This window comes from Paenibacillus sp. FSL L8-0502, assembly GCF_038593055.1.
Classification (GTDB): domain Bacteria; phylum Bacillota; class Bacilli; order Paenibacillales; family Paenibacillaceae; genus Paenibacillus; species Paenibacillus polymyxa_D.
On sequence record NZ_CP151958.1, the window covers coordinates 4,087,090 to 4,102,223 of the forward strand.

Here is a 15,134-nt window from a genome sequence, read left to right on the forward strand (position 1 = left end):
ATGTTACACTTCCCTCCCGTATCAACTGCCTCCAAAAATACACATAGCAAATCCCCCAACCGATGGGTCATTCTGTAAACTAAATCTCTCTTTTAACCGATAAATACATATGTTGGGTTGTTTATTAAATATCGCCTCTCGTCCCTTTTTAGCGTACAAACCTTGTTATACATATTTATATTGACTCACTGTTATACTCATCTGCGGCTTCTTTAATCAAAAGCAATTTCAAGAAGACGTGCTTTACTTAGAAATACCCATCGCATCTAGAAAGGAGACATGAACTCACTTGAGCGTATTATCAGATGGGATCGGATATGAAAGCCTACGCTTTTATGGTCCCTTTCAGCCATTACACATCGAACAACTTCAAATAACACGCGCCATTAATGATCATGCCTTTTTACATATCAGTGGGATGCTCTCCGAAGAACAGGGAGCGGCTTGTATTGATCAAAATATGGAGCAAGAGTCGATTGTGATTCGTCAGTTGAATGATCAGGGACAATCGCTGAGAAGGCTGTTCCATGGAATTGTTACACGTATGTCCGTACACTGTGTGCGAGGCGTATATACATTTGAACTGGAGGCCGCTTCCCATTCGCACCAGATGGATATCAAACGTAAAAGACGCTCCTACCAAGATATTCACCGCACCTATGATGATCTGGTCACTGCACTGGTTCGAAAATATCAATATGGAGATGCCATTGATACAGTAAGCAACTATGCCAAACTAGAGACATTTGTTTTACAATATGATGAGACCGATTGGGCGTTTTTAAAACGTCTCGCTTCTCGCTTTGGTTCCGTACTCGTGCCAGAGGTAACCGCAGGCTCACCCAAGGTTTTCTTCGGGATGCCAGAAGGCAAGCAGCATAAGGTGGAGCGAGATGTATTTTATCGAGTACGAAAAACGTTTCATGAGTTGGATGGGAAAAAGCCAGGCGAACGTGCTGGCTCATATGTCACCTATATGATCGAAAGCCTGCAATACTATGCGCTGGGCGACCTCATCACGTTACCGATTGGACAAGGTAAAGAACTGGTCGTCGTTCGGGCCGTGACCACACTAACGGATGGCTTACTACGTACTCGCTATGATCTTCAAGCCGAACAGGATATCCGGTATGCCCGGTATGAAAACGACCAGGCCACCGGGATTTCACTGACAGGAACGGTGCTCAAGGTACAACAGGATTTTGTACAGCTTCAACTGGACATTGACCCGAAGCAAGATCCTGCCAAAGCCTGCTGGTTTCCCGTAGCCACCCGTTATGTCGCGGAAGAACACAGTGGCTGGTACGATATGCCTGAGAGCGGGGAACAGGTGGAACTGTATTTGCCTACCCACCGCGAACAGGATGCCTATGTCACGGATTCGCTCCGACAACAACGCCACGCAAATGGAAGGCCGAATGTTAAGGTATGGCAACATATCCAAGGTAGCGGCGTAGAAATGTCTGAACATGAACTGACCCTATCCACCTCCGGTGAATTTTCCATTACACTGCATGAAAGTAGCGGCATTACCATCGACAGTCCGGGGAATGTGCAGATTCAGGGTGGTCATGTGAAGCTGGGTGCAGGCGAGGAACTATCACTCGAAGCTGGCACGGCGCTATACTTAAAAGGTGGAGCCAGCAGCATGGTACTGGATGGTGAGACGGATACCAAAGCTCCAGTGATTTATCAGGAAGGAACGGTGAAGGCACCTGTTTTCGTAGCCGACCTCCCTCCTGTGCCTGAGCCACCATTGATGAGCATCAAAGCATACGAGGCGGCGCAAGCTCCATCAGCAGCTGAGACATCACCAAGCAGCACTCCTACAGCCAAAGTAACAAGTCCGGCTGCACTTCAACAAGCGAACTCTTTGTTGGGTACGGTGTCCAAGCTATTAGGCTCCATTCCAGTGATGGGCAAAGTGGCTGGCGTTGTTGCGGGAGCTTTAGGTGGGCCTGCGGCGGGTGTCATTCTGAAAGCAACCGCAATGATCCCCGTTCGTAGCAAAGGAACTCCTACGATTGGAGGCGGTAAGGGGAACGGTATTCATCCGTTGAAACACTTGGCTGGTCTAGCACTCCAAGGATTGATTAACCAGTATGAACACGACCAAGCGAGACAAGCCTACTATAGCAAGTGGATTTTAGGGAAAGTGTTTACGAGTGCGCGTCATATAGCGCATTCTGGTGGCCCACTAGAGCTGATTCAGAACCTGCTAAAAGAGTCTAATGCCATGGTTCATGCGTATCAACAGGTACCTGGAGATCTGAGACAACGCTGGAGAGCCAATTATGACAGCTACATGGCAGCTGAAAAAGCCAAAGTATCCTATAATTTTGATGAGTATGATAAAAAATTTATGGGTACTATGTGGGTCCTCAGTAAAAATGGAGTTACCGATCAGAAAGCTGCACAAGCTTCTCTTGCCTATAATGAAGCTATCAAAAATGGAGAAATCAAATTACATCACGAACCAGAAAATGTGGATATTTTCGTAGAACAAATTAAAGCAGCTAAAGAAGGAAAAAACTATTGGACAGGTGAAGAAATACCAAAATGGCAGGCAAATGCGATTATTGTAAGTAGCGTATTCTCTGAATTTCAAATGGTTGGAAGTTTATACGGTGCTAAATTTGGCAGGAATATAAAGATACCTTCTAAATCAATTAAAGCTCCAGTATCTATTGTTGAAGAACCAGGAATCGTAAAGCCTGCTTCTTCAAAACCTATTGAACCACCCAAAAGTGGGGGAGTGCCTAAACAAAGCCGTTTAGAGGAACTAAGAGCTAAATATGGTAAACTGAGTTCTACTGAACTTCATCAACGAATTAATTTGAGGGGAGCAGTGCACGAGGAACTAGACAGGGTAAAGAATACAGGATTAAGTAAAAGTGAATTAGGCCCAGCCTTAGCAGGGGTATTAGATAAGAAAACAGGGCAGTACTATTTTGATATTAATAACCCTAAAGGAGATCTACCTGCGAAACAGCATAAAATAATTAACGAAAGAATTACTAATATGCCTGCAAAGATAAAGGAAGAATATATAAAGACGGCTGGAGCAGGATCTCATGCAGAAGTAAAAGCCTTGAACAGAGCTCTATTGAAAAGGCCAGATGCCAAATTATCTGATTTTATGCTCTTTGTTATTTCTGCCAGAAAAATAAATAAAAAAATGCCTATAGGGACCCCTATGCCACGTTGCCCTCATTGCGAATATATAACACAGGGAACGAATTTTATACCGGAGGTTTTGAAACATAATCATGGAAAATAAAGATGAATTATATACTTTGGATTATGTCAAAAAAAATGGGGTAGATTTTGAAGACTTGTGGTTTTCTTCTACTAGTGATGAAATTTTGGACAACCCTGAAGACGAGGGTGGAACCCCTTTTACAGGATTAACCTATGAATTATACAATAACGGTCAATTAAGATATTTTAGTTTTTATAAAGATGGTTTTAAACATGGATTACTTCGAGAGTTTTATAATACCGGGGAGAGAAAATCTGAAGAGATTATGCATTATGGTCAGACGAAAGGAAAAAGGACTCAATGGTATGAGAATGGACAACTTAAATCGGTAAGCGAACATGAGTTGGGGGTGGAGTTAAGTTATCAGGAATGGGACGATAAACACAATTTGATTAAGTCTAGCAAGTTACAAGAAACAAGTGAGATTTTTAATTATTTATTAACCGAAAGAAAGCTGAATAGTAAATTAGGAAGAGACTAGAATAATTCTTAAAAGTATTTATCTTCTCCGAATTTCGGTTGCTATATCAGTTGATCACTATGTACAAAATTAGCTTTATCTTGATGGGCGTTCAGCCCATCAAGATAAAGCTAATTAGGCTATTAATATATCTTTGATAAAACTTTTTTCACCAGTTGGTCAGCTTGTCGAGTTGTTTCTGGTAAGCGATAACGTGGAGAGAGCTTTAGAATCCAATTGCAGGCTGTTTCTAATGAAATACGATGACCTACCGATACAAAAAGAGGTTTAATGTTTTCTTGGGTTCTTAATACACTTCCGATGATTTCCTCACGATCCACTAATAATGAACATGCACCTCTTTCTTGAGATGGTTCTTGGAAATCCCCCAATAGCTTCGTTTTGCCACAGCCAATTGTAGGAATATCAAAGATTACTCCTAAGTGACTGGCTAATCCAAATCGTCTAGGATGAGCAATTCCTTGACCATCGCAAACTACAAGCTGAGGAAAGGTCTTTATTTGTTTAAATGCTTTAACTATAGATGGTAGCTCCCTGAATGAAAACAATCCGGAGATATAAGGGAATTGCACAGAATCTTCAACTACTACTGATTCCACTATATTTAAAGAGTTTGCCTCTAAAATAACGATTGCCGCAACTAATAAATCACTTTGTTCACTATATGCCACGTCTACCCCAGCCACGTAATGAATTTCAGGCAATTCATCCTCTTTTGTAACTTTTTTAGATAACTCCTGTTGTAATTTTATCGCTTCCGTTTCAGCTAAATCCCAATTATGCTTTAAGACTGGTTCCATTTTGTTTTCTCCATTTTTAGAATATTAGAATCAAAATTTATGAAAAATGAGGTATGTTAAAAATGTACAAAAACTGGATGATTATATACCAACATACACAACATTAGACCTTGGTACAAAAATGGTTGTGTGATTTTCCGAATCAACAATAATGAAAAAAGGGATGGATTATGACACTGCTCATGAGATGACAGTCCAAAAATATGATGTCTCACTCTTCATTGTGTATCATCCTGATATTATTAAATAAATGCCAGAAATTTTCAAGAAAAACTGGGGAAATTTCCAGGGGGCTAGAATAATTACGTTAATCCGAATGGAAAGACTCACAGGATATTAGCTAAGTCAGGATAAGCAATCATCTATATGGAAGGAGAAAAATACGAGATTCGCTCGATCCTTCCCGTCATACACTCCACAAATATTCTCTAGCCTATTGAACGCATTATCCTAAGATTTTTTAGGTTTACATTTTAAAAGCAGTCGTTCACAGCAACAAACTAGACATAAAACAACTTAACAAGCGCCTATTTTCTATTGCAAGAAATTTTAATGGTGATTAAGAATGATGATCCAGATTTATATTTAGATAAGGCTAATTCTCTATTAGAAAAAATAAGTTGAAAATGGGGATCTCGCTGAATTGTATATACACAGTTAGCCCTATAATAGATTTTTCAAAATAATGTCGTGATCACGATCACGGTTTAGACTGTAAATTTAAGTTAAAATATAAATAATTTAAATTTTATTTCATCTAAAACCAAAGATACCGTGATGGATCACAAAGAAAAAACAAGGGAGTGTACAAAGATGAAAAGAACTGATTTACCTCTTGTCTATTCATGTTCTGGATGTTCCTCCGCAGCACAAACCGCTAACATGATCGCTATACAAATGGATCGAGAAAAAGTTGCTGAAATGTCCTGTATTGCTGGTGTTGGTGGTGATGTCAAACCGCTTGTCAGAACAGCAAAATCGGGACGTGACATCATTGCAATTGACGGCTGTCCCTTGTCCTGTTGCAAGAGTTGCTTAGCAAGACATGAAGTTCAACCCAAACACCATTTCCTGCTGTCTGACTTTGACGTACCCAAGATAATAGGAGAAGATCCTAACCCCGATCATTATAGGAATGCTTACACACAAATCTTAGAACAAATTGGACAATAATTCTTAATCAAAATAAAAGTGTGTATCGAATTTTTACTGGTGGCTCCTAACACATCTTTAAGGGTCACCAGTATTATTTTTATACAGCAACATCTTTTTAATAAGGAGAATAATTTTTGAATGTTTAAATGAATTTGTCTCACAATTTAAAATACCTGGTACACAAATTCTCAAACCGTCGTTCTAAAGGAGTGGATATAATGTATGAAATACTAGATAAAATACAAATAAATACTTGATATATCGCTAATAAACCATAAAGAGACACGAAATACGGTTTTTAAATGGAAAGTAAGCCATGATACAGTAAAGTATAAGCGGAATCAGCAGAATTTTTACAAAATAAAAAAACATTCAATTTCTTCCCTTATCATATGATAATTTGCTTCTTACCTCTTCTTGAAATGCAGTATCCGTTAATAATTTGTAAAAAAACAAATCCAGCTTCTGCTTGAGCCAAATATGATCCACCCCAGAATCATCTTGAATAAACATGGCTAGTTGAATGTCATTTCCTTCCCGATCCGTACAATATAAAGCCTCTGTTAGAACAGAAATGGTAGATCCACCTTTGTTTCCAAACTCTATTAACTTGGAGTTATCTACTTGTCGCTGAATTAGCATTTTTAAATATGGATTTATAGTAGAAGGAACCAACTCCTCCTTGTGTATGAGCTTCATGAGGTAAGCATATTCTTTAGTCGTTGAACGAGGAAGCTTGCGCGATTCCAGCACTTGAAGCTTTCGTACATAATTCTGCCTGGTGTTCCATTTCTGAATACATTCTATCCCCTGATCACGATTTAAAATCTGATGAATTTCAATAGATTTTTTCATATATTCCTCGTAGCTCATCTCACTTATCTTTTGTATCGACTCTTTAAAGCCTATGTTTTCGGTCTCTTGGGTATAAGGAGACATGAATCCCGCAGATGAAAAAGGAAAGATTTTATCATGGGAAGAAAGTGAGAGTTTGATAATATTCTCATTTATCTTATCCAAACCCATTTTCGCCATCAGAAATTCTGTATTGGCATTGGAACTATATGCTAACATACCGTGAGTAATATCCAATAACGTAATTTTTCCTTGAACCTCTTTATGGTTTGTGCGAATGGATTGAATCCAGTTATGATGAGCGTTACCATCGGAACCAGGGATATAAAATTTATTTAATTCCTCTAAAGGAACAAGTTCCTGCTCGTCTAATATTTTCGCCACAACTTGGCGAGCAAATTCGATAGCAATGATCACTTTGACCGTGCTGGCAAGCGGCATTTTAACTTCTGAGTTATAGCTGATTTTCTCCATACCATTTCTGACCATATACAAAGATGCTTTACTCGGATTTTCCTTTAAAAAGTTCAGAACATCCATTTCTGTTTTCTTATTATTTTGGCGCTTCGCAATGAGCAAAAACAGGATACATATGAGAACAAATATTAAAATTATAGCTACTATTAATAAAATTATTTTCATACTTTGCTCCTTAATGGACACGCTTAGACTGAAGTTCACATAAGCCGTCACAGTTCCCCACGGGAATCACTTTTCTTTTAGAAGCTAGTAATCATACAAATAACCACATATACCCATTTTTTTTGAAAATGATTATAAAGGGAACCGCCCACCAAAGATACGGTATCCCTATACAAATTTGTGCAATAGAGTCATTATCAACTAGAACCTCATTGAAGAACAAATTACCAATGCATTCTATCTTCAATCTTTCCTTAACATCATTTCAGCAGATAGACACTTTTAATAATTTCACCAAAAATGTGATTGCATTTATTCTCCACTCAAGCTTTTGGCCCATTCAGCAACCCTACGACTGCTTTCTTCTTCTGACAAATCCTCGATTCTGGTCATAATAGACCATCTTACTCCACAAGGATCCAGTATACTTCCGAATCGATCACCTGAAACAAAGTTTGTAACGGGTTCCCTTACTTTCGCTCCTCTTGCTACCGCATTTTCAATGACCTGATCCACATTCATTACGTAAATTCCGAAAGAATAACACGCATTGTCTCCATCTGGCGGCAAGACCAATTGATATGTCGGATTCGCTGCCCCCAGCTGCAAAAAACCATTTCCAAAATCTAATTCAGCATGAACAATGATTTTATTGCCATTCTCATCAGGAAATTCAGTAATATCCTTAACCCTTGCATTGAAAACACTTTTATAGAACTCTATTGCTTCAGAAGGATTCTTCACTGTAATAAAAGGGGTAATAGATGTAAAGCCGTTGGGCATCCCCTTCTTTGTATATTTACCTGACACTCCCATATATTCTCTGCTTTCAGTCATTTTGACTCCTCCTTTAAATGATCGTAACAGTTCAGTTTTATGCTTATTCCTTTATTGGATTGAATTCATCAACTCATAGTAATATTTGGATGCACGAGTCTTATTTAGACTATACCAGGCTTCTAATGTCTTAGAAGAAAACACACCCAGAGCTTTCAAGACGTGTACGGAAAATTCCAAAGGAGCTGTTCCAGATGCAGTGATTAGTTTTCCATCGGTTACAGCAGACTCCATTTTGTAATACTTTTCGCCCGTGTAGGTGGGACAGATCATTTTGAGGTATTCCAGATCATTGCTTGTATGCCAACGTGAATTCAGTAATCCTGCCTGGGCAAGTCCCATGGTCGCACCACAAATCGCAGCAACCCATATCCCTTCCTCTAAGCACCTCTCAGCGATTTTTAAAATCGGTTGATGAATGGTTTCTGTCCATGTATTTCCACCGGGTAAAATCAATGCATCTGTGCTTTCAATACTGCACTCATCCAGATTGATGTCAGGCAGTATTGTCAATCCGCCCATGGTAGTTACAGGAGTCTTTTCCAGTCCCACGGTAACAATTTTGGATGGGGACAGCCCCTTTTTATAATATCTCCCCGAGTTCAGTTCGGCAGTTAAGTAACCAATCTCCCAGTCTGCCATAGTGTCAAATACATACAGATATACCGTACTATTCATTCACAGGTTCTCCTTATTTTATAATTTATCAAGTGATACCAACCCTCGGTAATCCGTGATTATCCTCATTATAAAAAAGCTTCACTGACATCTGCTGTCAGTGAAGCTTTTAGCGCTGATAATATTCCATTAACTCCGACGCAACAGCGACAAGCTTTTTCTTCAAACTCTGTGGTTCGATGACTTGAATAGATTTCCCGTAGGTTAGGAGCAAATAAGGGACATAGGTATGAAGTGATTTTTCCTCAAGCAAAAAGATGGCTTGATTGGATGTGCGCTCTTTCAGATGATGCCCCAAAAACCAATGCAGACATAAGTCATCCAATGCCTCCGACCTGCCTTCGATCATTAAAGAAATTAAACCGTCTTTGCCTACTAAATCAGGCAACAGATTTTGCATAAAAAATTCACGAGCCAAAAAAGCCTCAGGACGCTTAAATAGGATTGGAGTACGCTTGATTTGTAAAATCCGATCTGCCCGAAAGCTACGGATCTCATTCCGTAGGTGACAAAAAGCAACAGTATACCATTTACTGTTCCAGTAAACCATTCCATAGGGGTCTATCACCCTATTCTTGGGTTGTTCTTCATGGCTTGTGCGATAATCCATTTCTACAGAGAATTCATTGGCTACAGCCTGCTCCAATTCTGCCAATATCGGCTGAAGAGAAGGTTCTCCCATGCGATTTATCACTTCAAATCCGGCTAAATGACGGCTAAGTATACTTTCCTGCTCCTGATTCGAATACATTTTCAATTTTGATGTCGCACTGCTTAATGCCTCACTCAAAGGGTATCCAGCTTCTTTTGCAAAAACAGCAGCATGAAGGAGTGCCTTTTTCTCCTCCATATCAAATAGTAAAGGTGCTCTAATAAAATTATTCAGCAAGCTATACCCGCCATTATGGCCCGTGTCGGATATTATAGGCACTCCACTGGCGCATAAAGCATCAATATACCGATAAACTGTCCTTATATTTATTTCTAACTTTTCGGATATTTGTTTTGCGGTCATTTTTACACCCGAATTCAACATCCATAGAATGGCCAGCATATTATCGTTTTTTGGCATAACATGAACCCTCCTCTCTCATTAAAACTCAATCTTTATAAATAACTCTTTGTACTCTTCTTACCACCTATTATATGCTTTTTTCCATTTTATACGTCCCTCTCATATCTTCCAATTCCAGATTTACACATAGTAAATACCATAATGAATGGGTCATTCTGTAAACTAATTCTCTCTTTTAACCGATAAATACATATGCTGGGTTGTTTATTAAATATCACCTCTCTTTTCTTAATCCAAACGACCACCGTAATACATTACATATCTATCTTGACTCACAGTTGTACTCATCTGCTGCTCGATAATCAAGGTGATTTAAGTTGATGTGCTTTACTTGGAAATACCCATCGCATCTAGAAAGGAGTCATGAACTCACTTGAGCGTATTATCAGATGGGATCGGATATGAAAGCCTACGCTTTTATGGTCCCTTTCAGCCACTACACATCAATCAGCTTCAAATAACACGTACCATTAACGATCATGCCTATTTACATATCAGTGGGTTGCTCTCCGAGGAACAGGGAGCAGCTTGTATTGATCAAAATATGGAGCAAGAGCCTATTGTGATTCGTCAGTTGAATGATCAGGTACAATCGCTGAGAAGATTGTACCATGGGATTGTTACACGTATATCCGTACATTGTGTGCGAGGCGTGTATACGTTTGAACTAGAGGCCGCTTCCCATTCGTACCAGATGGATATTAAGCGTAAAAGACGCTCTTATCAAGATATTCACCGCACCTATGATGATCTAGTCACTGCGCTGGTTCGAAAATATCAGTACGGAGATGCCATTGATACGGTAAGCGACCATGCCAAACTGGAGACGTTTGTTTTACAATATGAGGAGACCGATTGGGCGTTTTTAAAACGTCTCGCTTCTCGCTTTGGCTCCGTACTTGTGCCAGAGATAACCGCAGCTTCGCCCAAGGTTTTCTTCGGCATGCCAGAAGGCAAGCAGCATAAGGTAGAGCGGGATGTATTTTATCGAGTACGTAAAACGCTCCATGAGCTGGATGCGGAAAAGCCGGGAGAACGTGCTGGCTCGTATGTCACCTATATGATTGAAAGTCTGCAATACTATGCGCTGGGCGACCTTATCACATTACCCATTGGACAAGGCAAAGAACTGGTCGTGGTTCGAGCCGTGACCACACTAACGGATGGCTTACTGCGTACCCGTTATGATCTTCAAGCCGAACAGGATATCCGGTATGCCCGGTATGAAAACGACCCGGCCACCGGGATTTCGCTGACAGGAACGGTGCTCAAGGTACAGAAGGATTTTGTACAGCTTCAACTGGACACTGACCCGAAGCAAGATCCTGCCAAAGCCTGCTGGTTTCCCGTAGCCACCCGTTATGTCGCGGAAGAACACAGTGGCTGGTACGATATGCCTGAGAGCGGGGAACAGGTGGAACTGTATTTGCCTACCCACCGCGAACAGGATGCCTATGTCACGGATTCGCTCCGACAACAACGCCACGCGAATGGACAGCCAAATGTGAAGGTATGGCAACATGTGCAAGGTAGCGGCGTCGAAATGTCTGAGCAGGAGCTGACCCTATCCACCTCCGGTGAATTTTCCATTACACTGCATGAAGGTAGCGGAATTACCATTGACAGTCCGGGAAATGTGCAGATTCAGGGTGGTCATGTGAAGCTCGATGCTGGGAAGGAGCTTTCACTTGAAGCTGGAATGGCACTGTATTTAAAAGGCGGAGCCAGTAGCATGGTACTGGATGGTGAGACGGATACCAAGGCTCCGGTGATATATCAGGAAGGTACGGTGAAAGCTCCTGTTTTCGTGGCCGACCTCCCTCCTGTGCCTGAGCCGCCACTCATGAGCATCAAAGCCTATGAAGCAGCCCAGTCAGCAGCTAAGGATTCATCTAGCAGCCAAGCCTCTACCCCTAAAGCAAAAGTCACAAGTCCAGCAGAACTTAAACAGGCGAATGCATTGATGGGTACGGTGTCCAAGCTATTAGGCTCTATTCCAGTGATGGGAAAAGTGGCTGGCGTTGTTGCAGGAGCGCTAAGTGGACCTGCAGGAGGTGTGATTCTGAAAGCAACCGCAGCGATCCCTGTTCGGAGCAAAGGAACCCCTACCGTTGGAGGCAGTAAGGGGAACGGCATTCATCCGTTGAAACACTTGGCTGGTCTAGCATTACAAGGGTTAATTACTCAGTATGAACATGAGCAAGCGAGACATGCCTACTATAGCAAATGGATTCTGGGGAAAGTGTATACAAGCGCACGTCAAATAGTACATTCCGGCAGCCGATTAGAGCTGATCCAAAACTTGCTGACAACATCGAAAACCATGGTTCATGCCTATCAACAGGTACCTAAAAGTGTTAAAGATAGAATGCTGAGGGAATATAAAGAACAAGAAAAAGCTAGGGCTGAAGCTGCTCTTAAAGCAGAAAAAGAAGCTAGAGCTAAAGCCCTTAAAGCGAAAAAAGAAGCTGCGCCACCAGAGCTTACAGAAGAAGACTACAAAAAGATCTGGCAGGATTATCGAAGGAACATATATACCGAAGACCGTAGGCCCAAACTTAAACCGGGGAGTTATCGAGGAGAAGATGGTGTTGTACGTACTCGTGACGGTAAACCCGATGTCCAATACTATAGTGAATGGAAACATAATTATCCCGAAGATGATGATTTCTTCATGCAAACTAGGAAGCAAGGTATAACCGAAGAAGAAAAAAAGTGGATGTTCTATGCTATTTCCATAGAAAACCCTCTTATGGTTGGTGGTCGAGGGGGTATGGACAATACTAAAGAATTGAAGGGGATACTCTCAAAACTGGGTAGAGGGAAAGGGTTCTTTAATATTTCTTCTGGAGTAAGTGCAAAAGTAAGAGTCCAGGAATTATTAGCGAGACAACAAATAGAAGCTACAGAAAACGTAGCTTCCCAAAAAATTAACCAAACTCTTGAAACCAAAGGCTACAAGCCACAGCCAAATGAAAGGTTAACAACGAAAAACCAATATAAACAACAGGATCAACAGGCAAGGAAAACATTACGGGAGACTGCCTCCAAGGCAGCTAGAGAAAAAAATAATCAAATTCAAAAGAAGGTCATATATAATGTAGCCAAGAGTACAAATACAAGAAAATCCTCAAATATAAAAGAATATTTAAAAAAGGAAAAAGAAATTGTTAAATCGAAGAATACTAGACCTGTAAATTCCTCTATAGAGTCTTTAACAAGAGACCAGGCCAGACAAGGAGCACAAGATCTATTGAAAAATGGGGAAATTAGCTTATCCAATTTAGAATCTATGATCCCCCCAGATACGTCAAACACATTTTTTCCAACAAGTACAATTAAAGATGGAGCAAAGTACGAATTTTTACTGGCTGATGGACAGAAGGCAATTATTCGATGGCATTCGCCAGATCCTATAGCTGCAAGTAAGTACTCTGGGTCAGTATCAGGAACACGTTGGACTGCACAAATAAAAATAGGTAATAAACAATTAAAAACCGATGGAACATGGACTAAAAATCAATCCTTAAATGAAGTTCACATTCCAATAGAGGGGAAATAAAAAAATGAATCTTAAAGAAATTGAGAAATTACCCGATGTATTACCAACAGAAACATTAGCATTGATGTTTCAAAACGTATTGAATGAATTTAATACTGGTAAAATTGAGAAAAAGGATTTTTTATTAATTCTTAGCCAATTAACAGATAGACAAGTTATGACCTACGAGTTATTGGAAAGTGAAGTAAGAAATAGTATAGATATGGTTCTTTATAGGTTATGGAATACCGATTCTTATGATGATGTAGATATCATTCTTTCAATTGTTGTAAACCTCGGACTGAAAAATTGCTTTCAAAAAATTAAAGATTCAATAAATCAAGATAAGGATATAGACGAATTAATATTAAACGAAATTATAGAAACAATTGATGAAGTTGGTGAAAATATTTCGAATCCATATCATGCTTTGGAAAGATTCAAATAAGCCATGTCAATAGCTTGCTAATAACTTCGGACAAATTTAATTTATAATATTAACAGATTTGCAAACCAACATCTTAACACAAACATGATAGCCCTTTAAAGGCACAGTCCAACTTGAGACACGAGTAGGAATGTGCTTTTTTCATGCCAAAAATAAGCAGTCAATTAGCAAAATGAATCCCAATTCCTATATGAATAACACAACTTGCCCTTCCTCCCTATCAGGGTTACCAACCACATCATAACCTCTGATCCATTCACACAATTGGTCCGTAAATAAATATCAACACGTTCGTTTGCTTTCCATTTAATTTCTGAAAAAGCTTAAATTTATGGAGTTTATACTTCATTTATATATTCCTTCAACTCAACCCAGACCCGCACAAAAAATGCACCCCCTAGCATTCATCGGACAAACCAAGAGGTTTGATCCAATGTCTACACTAGTGGGTGCTATTCTAGCCTGGGGAATTTGTTTTACCCCTTAACCGACCCGGCTGCGATCCCTTCCACAATCCGGTCACTCATGATGAGGAACACGAGCAAAATGGGCAAAATGCTGATCATCAGCGTTGCTCCGATAGCTCCCCAGTCGGTCGTATATTGTCCAATAAAGTTTTGAACGCCGACGGTCAGTGTTTTGTTTTCGTCCGAACTAATAAACGTATTCACGAAAATAAACTCATTCCAGTTATAGATCATGTTAATAATAGACGTCGTTGCCATGACGGGGGTGGTCATGGGCAGCACAATCCGGAAGAACATTCGGTTGACGGAGCAACCGTCCATAACAGCCGCTTCTTCCACTTCACGGGGCAGGGCGTAATAGAATCCCAGCAAGATCATCATCGTTGTCGGCAGATTAAAAGCAACATACGACAGGATGATAGAGAGTGAAGTGTCTGTTAAATGCAGTTTGAGAAACATACTGAACAACGGAATCAAGGTGGAATGGACTGGAATCATCAGTCCGACCATAAAGAGCCCGAGAACCAGCTGACTTCCTTTCCACCGCATACGCGTAATGGCAAACGTTACAAAGCTGGCTAGCAGCACAGTCACTGCCACAGATATGACCGTAATCCACACACTATTGAAGAAATACCTCCCGATATTGCCGCTGGTCCACACATTCATATAGTTCTCCCAATGTGGCTGGGACGGGAGTGCAAACGGCGGAAGGTTAAACACTTCCTGATTATTTTTAAGTGAGAACAGCATCAGCCACACCAGCGGTAAAAGCTGCGTCACCGCCAAGATGATTAAAATGATATACAAAGCGGCATAACCGACCCGAGTTAACATTTTGCCGCGGGTAGCGACTCCAAGCGGATAGTTGGCGGCTGCCTGGGTTTTCATAT

The 15,134-nt window shown here is 40.5% G+C and carries 11 protein-coding genes; 5 read left to right on the forward strand and 6 right to left on the reverse strand.

The features are described from left to right. Nucleotides 1-289 precede the first annotated feature (289 nt). Together NSQ57_RS17775 and NSQ57_RS17780 are read left to right on the forward strand one after the other, a co-directional pair. The gene (locus NSQ57_RS17775) at nt 290-3,280 is read left to right on the forward strand and encodes a YwqJ-related putative deaminase (protein ID WP_342425104.1); all 2,991 of its coding nucleotides are present in this window, start codon (nt 290-292) and stop codon (nt 3,278-3,280) included. Next, nucleotides 3,270-3,743 (forward strand): toxin-antitoxin system YwqK family antitoxin, encoded by a 474-nt coding sequence (locus NSQ57_RS17780; RefSeq protein ID WP_340956443.1) that lies wholly within the window; start codon nt 3,270-3,272, stop codon nt 3,741-3,743. The genes NSQ57_RS17775 and NSQ57_RS17780 overlap by 11 nt, the downstream gene beginning before the upstream one ends. 122 nt (nt 3,744-3,865) lie before the next feature. Here the strand turns inward: NSQ57_RS17780 and nfi are convergent, their stop codons facing one another. Continuing rightward, on the reverse strand, nt 3,866-4,543 hold the full coding sequence (gene nfi, locus NSQ57_RS17785; protein WP_340956445.1) for a deoxyribonuclease V: 678 nt from the start codon (nt 4,541-4,543) through the stop codon (nt 3,866-3,868). Nucleotides 4,544-5,356: 813 nt separating this feature from the next. Between nfi and NSQ57_RS17790 the strand changes: the two genes are divergently transcribed. Next, nucleotides 5,357-5,716: a putative zinc-binding protein gene (locus NSQ57_RS17790; RefSeq protein ID WP_013311396.1), complete on the forward strand. Its 360-nt coding sequence runs from the start codon at nt 5,357-5,359 to the stop codon at nt 5,714-5,716. Between the two features lie 354 nt (nt 5,717-6,070). On the opposite strand, the gene NSQ57_RS17795 is transcribed toward NSQ57_RS17790, so the two are convergent. From NSQ57_RS17795 to NSQ57_RS17810, 4 genes are all read right to left on the reverse strand, one after another. Then, nucleotides 6,071-7,195, reverse strand: coding sequence for a serine hydrolase (locus tag NSQ57_RS17795; protein ID WP_340956448.1), 1,125 nt, complete (start codon nt 7,193-7,195; stop codon nt 6,071-6,073). A 312-nt stretch (nt 7,196-7,507) separates the two neighbouring features. Further along, nucleotides 7,508-8,032, reverse strand: coding sequence for a VOC family protein (locus tag NSQ57_RS17800; RefSeq protein WP_342425105.1), 525 nt, complete (start codon nt 8,030-8,032; stop codon nt 7,508-7,510). A 51-nt stretch (nt 8,033-8,083) separates the two neighbouring features. After that, the gene (locus tag NSQ57_RS17805) at nt 8,084-8,710 is read right to left on the reverse strand and encodes a type 1 glutamine amidotransferase family protein (RefSeq protein WP_318627503.1); all 627 of its coding nucleotides are present in this window, start codon (nt 8,708-8,710) and stop codon (nt 8,084-8,086) included. Nucleotides 8,711-8,819: 109 nt separating this feature from the next. Beyond that, complete coding sequence (locus NSQ57_RS17810) at nt 8,820-9,782, reverse strand: YafY family protein (protein WP_340886138.1); 963 nt, start codon at nt 9,780-9,782, stop codon at nt 8,820-8,822. Nucleotides 9,783-10,158: 376 nt separating this feature from the next. Between NSQ57_RS17810 and NSQ57_RS17815 the strand changes: the two genes are divergently transcribed. After that, nucleotides 10,159-13,347, forward strand: coding sequence for a contractile injection system protein, VgrG/Pvc8 family (locus tag NSQ57_RS17815; protein ID WP_340956456.1), 3,189 nt, complete (start codon nt 10,159-10,161; stop codon nt 13,345-13,347). 4 nt (nt 13,348-13,351) lie between these two features. Beyond that, nucleotides 13,352-13,774: a hypothetical protein gene (locus NSQ57_RS17820; RefSeq protein WP_340932874.1), complete on the forward strand. Its 423-nt coding sequence runs from the start codon at nt 13,352-13,354 to the stop codon at nt 13,772-13,774. Nucleotides 13,775-14,250: 476 nt separating this feature from the next. Here NSQ57_RS17820 and NSQ57_RS17825 read toward each other — a convergent pair whose 3' ends face one another. Beyond that, nucleotides 14,251-15,132 carry a carbohydrate ABC transporter permease gene (locus tag NSQ57_RS17825; protein WP_039273008.1) on the reverse strand — a complete coding sequence of 294 codons (882 nt, stop codon included), beginning with the start codon at nt 15,130-15,132 and terminating at the stop codon, nt 14,251-14,253. Nucleotides 15,133-15,134 lie beyond the last annotated feature (2 nt).